The following is a 5,700-nucleotide window of genomic DNA, read 5'->3' as shown; positions in this document are numbered from 1 at the left end:
GTGAACGGACGGTGAATGCTTCGGACACGGAGTTGACACGGTCGAAACGGATGGTCTAGGATGGAGAAGTTGCTCCAGAGCGAAACGGCCCGCGGAGCGGGTCGCTGAAGCTGGAAGCGCCTGTTGTTTGAGAACTCAATAGTGTGCCAAGTTTGTTGATGCCAATTGTTTTAACACATATTGGTTGATCATCGCCTGCCACCCCCGTGGTGTGGTGATGGTCTGCTAGGTATTGAATGGATGTCGTGGTGGTTATTTCCGGCTGCCACGGTGTTGTTCTGTAATTTTTTTACGGAGAGTTTGATCCTGGCTCAGGATGAACGCTGGCGGCGTGCTTAACACATGCAAGTCGAACGATGAAGCCCAGCTTGCTGGGTGGATTAGTGGCGAACGGGTGAGTAACACGTGAGTAACCTGCCCTTAACTCTGGGATAAGCCTGGGAAACTGGGTCTAATACCGGATAGGAGCGCCTACCGCATGGTGGGTGTTGGAAAGATTTATCGGTTTTGGATGGACTCGCGGCCTATCAGCTTGTTGGTGAGGTAATGGCTCACCAAGGCGACGACGGGTAGCCGGCCTGAGAGGGTGACCGGCCACACTGGGACTGAGACACGGCCCAGACTCCTACGGGAGGCAGCAGTGGGGAATATTGCACAATGGGCGCAAGCCTGATGCAGCGACGCCGCGTGAGGGATGACGGCCTTCGGGTTGTAAACCTCTTTCAGTAGGGAAGAAGCGAAAGTGACGGTACCTGCAGAAGAAGCACCGGCTAACTACGTGCCAGCAGCCGCGGTAATACGTAGGGTGCGAGCGTTATCCGGAATTATTGGGCGTAAAGAGCTCGTAGGCGGTTTGTCGCGTCTGTCGTGAAAGTCCGGGGCTTAACCCCGGATCTGCGGTGGGTACGGGCAGACTAGAGTGCAGTAGGGGAGACTGGAATTCCTGGTGTAGCGGTGGAATGCGCAGATATCAGGAGGAACACCGATGGCGAAGGCAGGTCTCTGGGCTGTAACTGACGCTGAGGAGCGAAAGCATGGGGAGCGAACAGGATTAGATACCCTGGTAGTCCATGCCGTAAACGTTGGGCACTAGGTGTGGGGACCATTCCACGGTTTCCGCGCCGCAGCTAACGCATTAAGTGCCCCGCCTGGGGAGTACGGCCGCAAGGCTAAAACTCAAAGGAATTGACGGGGGCCCGCACAAGCGGCGGAGCATGCGGATTAATTCGATGCAACGCGAAGAACCTTACCAAGGCTTGACATGTTCTCGATCGCCGTAGAGATACGGTTTCCCCTTTGGGGCGGGTTCACAGGTGGTGCATGGTTGTCGTCAGCTCGTGTCGTGAGATGTTGGGTTAAGTCCCGCAACGAGCGCAACCCTCGTTCCATGTTGCCAGCACGTCGTGGTGGGGACTCATGGGAGACTGCCGGGGTCAACTCGGAGGAAGGTGAGGACGACGTCAAATCATCATGCCCCTTATGTCTTGGGCTTCACGCATGCTACAATGGCCGGTACAATGGGTTGCGATACTGTGAGGTGGAGCTAATCCCAAAAAGCCGGTCTCAGTTCGGATTGGGGTCTGCAACTCGACCCCATGAAGTCGGAGTCGCTAGTAATCGCAGATCAGCAACGCTGCGGTGAATACGTTCCCGGGCCTTGTACACACCGCCCGTCAAGTCACGAAAGTTGGTAACACCCGAAGCCGGTGGCCTAACCCTTGTGGGGGGAGCCGTCGAAGGTGGGACCAGCGATTGGGACTAAGTCGTAACAAGGTAGCCGTACCGGAAGGTGCGGCTGGATCACCTCCTTTCTAAGGAGCATTAGTGCCCGTTGCATCACCGCGTGTGTGATGGCGGGTTGCTCATGGGTGGAACATCAATGAATGGTGCCAGTGGTGGTGCCGGCAGTGCTCGAGTACGTCATGCCTGTGAGGGTGTGGTTGGAATGGGTGGTGTTGGTGGCTGCGGGCTGGTGTTGGCACACTGTTGGGTCCTGGAACAGCAGGCACCCTGATCTGTGAGGGTTGGGGTTGTTGTTTCTGGTGTCCGTATCTTGTGAAGCTGGCCTGTGTGGTTGGTGGATGGGGTGTGGGTTGTTGTTTGAGAACTGCATAGTGGACGCGAGCATCTTATTTTTTTGTTGCTGCATTGTTGATCGCACTGTTCCCCCTGGGGTGGTGTGTGAGGTGTGGTGATGCCGAGAATGACATCTTAGTTAGATATTGCTCATTTGAGGACTTTCATTGTGTGTGAAAGTTTCCAAGGGCGCATGGTGGATGCCTTGGCAACAGGAGCCGAAGAAGGACGTGGGAATCTGCGATAAGCCTGGTGGAGTCGATAACCGGACGTTGAGACCAGGATTTCCGAATGGGGAAACCCCGCACGACGTGTCGTGTGACCCCCGGTTGAACACATAGACCGGGTGGAGGGAACGTGGGGAAGTGAAACATCTCAGTACCCACAGGAAGAGAAAACAAAAGTGATTCCGTTAGTAGTGGCGAGCGAACGCGGATGGGGCTAAACCGTATGTGTGTGATACCCGGCAGGGGTTGCATGTGCGGTGTTGTGGGCCCCTCCTTGTCATGTCTGCCGGCATGGCGCAGTGAGGTGCGGGCATATAGACGAACCAGTGTGGATGCTGGACCGTAGAGGGTGAGAGTCCCGTAGTCGAAATGTGTTCCGCCGCTGTTGGAGGGTTGCCCGAGTAGCACGGGGCCCGAGGAATCCCGTGTGAATCTGCCAGGACCACCTGGTAAGCCTGAATACTACCTGTTGACCGATAGCGGATCAGTACCGTGAGGGAATGGTGAAAAGTACCCCGGGAGGGGAGTGAAATAGTACCTGAAACCATGTGCCTACAAACCGTTGGAGCCTCCTTGTGGGGTGACAGCGTGCCTTTTGAAGAATGAGCCTGCGAGTTAGTGATACGTGGCGAGGTTAACCCGTGTGGGGAAGCCGTAGCGAAAGCGAGTCTGAATAGGGCGATTGAGTCGCGTGTCCTAGACCCGAAGCGGAGTGATCTACCCATGGCCAGGTTGAAGCGCGTGTAAGAGCGCGTGGAGGACCGAACCCACTTCAGTTGAAAATGGAGGGGATGAGCTGTGGGTAGGGGTGAAAGGCCAATCAAACTCCGTGATAGCTGGTTCTCCCCGAAATGCATTTAGGTGCAGCGTCACGTGTTTCTTCCCGGAGGTAGAGCTACTGGATGGACGATGGGCCCTACAAGGTTACTGACTTCAGCCAAACTCCGAATGCCGGGAAGTGAGAGCGTGGCAGTGAGACTGTGGGGGATAAGCTTCATAGTCGAGAGGGAAACAGCCCAGACCACCGGTTAAGGCCCCTAAGCGTGTGCTAAGTGGGAAAGGATGTGGAGTTGCTGAGACAACCAGGAGGTTGGCTTAGAAGCAGCCACCCTTGAAAGAGTGCGTAATAGCTCACTGGTCAAGTGATTCCGCGCCGACAATGTAGCGGGGCTCAAGTACACCGCCGAAACCGTGGCATTCAGTTTTGCTGGATGGGTAGGGGAGCGTCGTTCACGAGGTGAAGCCAGCGGGTAACTTCTGGTGGATTGTGGACGAGTGAGAATGCAGGCATGAGTAGCGAAAGACGGGTGAGAAACCCGTCCGCCGGATGACTAAGGGTTCCAGGGTCAAGCTAATCTGCCCTGGGTAAGTCGGGACCTAAGGCGAGGCCGACAGGCGTAGTCGATGGACAACGGGTTGATATTCCCGTACCAGTGAAGAACCGTCCATGTTGAGCCGGTGATACTAACCGCCCGAACCATCCCGAACCCCGTCTTTGACGGGGTCGGTGATGGGGAGCGCGGGACCTGAACCGGGGAGGCAAGCGCATTAACAGGTGTGACGCAGGAAGGTAGCCGGGCCGGGCAATGGAAATGACCTGGTCTAAGGGTGTAGGGCTGCCGGTAGGTAAATCCGCCGGCTGTATGCCTGAGACCTGATGGGCGCCCACATGGTGGGTGATCCGGTGATCCTATGCTGCCTAGAAAAGCATCGGCGTGAGGTTCAAACTGCCCGTACCCTAAACCGACACAGGTGGTCAGGTAGAGAATACTAAGGCGATCGAGAGAATCATGGTTAAGGAACTCGGCAAAATGCCCCCGTAACTTCGGGAGAAGGGGGGCCCCAACCTTGAGCACCACGTGCTGGTGTGAGGGGATCGGGGCCGCAGAGACCAGGGGGAAGCGACTGTTTATCAAAAACACAGGTCCATGCGAAGTCGTAAGACGATGTATATGGACTGACTCCTGCCCGGTGCTGGAAGGTTAAGGGGACCCGTTAGCTTCGGCGAAGCGGAGAACTTAAGCCCCAGTAAACGGCGGTGGTAACTATAACCATCCTAAGGTAGCGAAATTCCTTGTCGGGTAAGTTCCGACCTGCACGAATGGAGTAACGACTTCCCCGCTGTCTCAACCATGAACTCGGCGAAATTGCATTACGAGTAAAGATGCTCGTTACGCGCAGAAGGACGGAAAGACCCCGTGACCTTTACTATAGTTTGGTATTGGTATTCGGTGTGACTTGTGTAGGATAGGTGGGAGACTGTGAAGCGGGCACGCCAGTGTTCGTGGAGTCGCCGTTGAAATACCACTCTGGTCACTCTGGATATCTAACTTCGGCCCGTGATCCGGGTCAGGGACAGTGCCTGATGGGTAGTTTAACTGGGGCGGTTGCCTCCTAAAATGTAACGGAGGCGCCCAAAGGTTCCCTCAGCCTGGTTGGCAATCAGGTGTCGAGTGCAAGTGCACAAGGGAGCTTGACTGTGAGAGTGGCAGCTCGAGCAGGGACGAAAGTCGGGACTAGTGATCCGGCGGCTCGTTGTGGAACGGCCGTCGCTCAACGGATAAAAGGTACCTCGGGGATAACAGGCTGATCTTGCCCAAGAGTCCATATCGACGGCATGGTTTGGCACCTCGATGTCGGCTCGTCGCATCCTGGGGCTGGAGTAGGTCCCAAGGGTTGGGCTGTTCGCCCATTAAAGCGGTACGCGAGCTGGGTTCAGAACGTCGTGAGACAGTTCGGTCCCTATCCTCTGCGCGCGTTGGAAATTTGAGAAGGTCTGTCCTTAGTACGAGAGGACCGGGACGGACGAACCTCTGGTATGTCAGTTGTACCGCCAGGTGCATGGCTGATTAGCTACGTTCGGGATGGATAACCGCTGAAAGCATCTAAGCGGGAAGCCGGCTTCGAGATGAGATTTCCTTGCCCCTTTGAGGGTGTGAGGCCCCCAGCTAGAACACTGGGTTGATAGGCTGGATGTGGAAGCGAGGACTGAAGACTCGTGAAGCTGACCAGTACTAATAGGCCGATGACTTACACACACTCTTATCCTATTGCTTGCTTCAAGGTGATGGGTGGGTGTTCGCGTCCACTGTGCGGTTGTCTGATTGCAACCGGCTGTCTGCTTGTTGGTGGGTGGTTGGGGTGTTTTGAGTTGAATAGTGTCACTGTTGTGTGACCCGTAGGTTTCCCTGCTGTTGCCCGTGTTGAGGGTGGTGGTGTGGGGTTAGGGTTACGGCGGTCATAGCGTGGGGGAAACGCCCGGTTCCATTCCGAACCCGGAAGCTAAGGCCCACAGCGCCGATGGTACTGCAGCCGGGAGGTTGTGGGAGAGTAGGTCGCCGCCGGACATTCTTTGAGGGAGGGCCTCGCACTGTTGGTGCGAGGCCCTTCCCGCATT

At 56.0% G+C, this 5,700-nt stretch carries 3 rRNA genes; all 3 read left to right on the top strand.

Features of this window, described 5'->3' with window-relative positions:
* Positions 1–288 precede the first annotated feature (288 nt).
* The 3 genes from ACZ1IK_RS10980 (at position 289) to rrf (ending at position 5,650) form a co-directional block, all read left to right on the top strand.
* A 16S ribosomal RNA gene (locus ACZ1IK_RS10980) occupies positions 289–1,811 on the top strand.
* A gap of 438 nt (positions 1,812–2,249) precedes the next feature.
* Positions 2,250–5,341, top strand: a 23S ribosomal RNA gene (locus tag ACZ1IK_RS10975).
* A gap of 192 nt (positions 5,342–5,533) precedes the next feature.
* Positions 5,534–5,650 (top strand): 5S ribosomal RNA (gene rrf, locus ACZ1IK_RS10970).
* The 16S, 23S and 5S rRNA genes sit together here, the layout of an rRNA operon.
* Positions 5,651–5,700: the final 50 nt, after the last annotated feature.

It is taken from the genome of Micrococcus sp. CS26, assembly GCF_055522295.1.
Note: the sequence above shows the minus strand (reverse complement) of the source record. Positions and strands in the feature narration are given on the sequence as shown.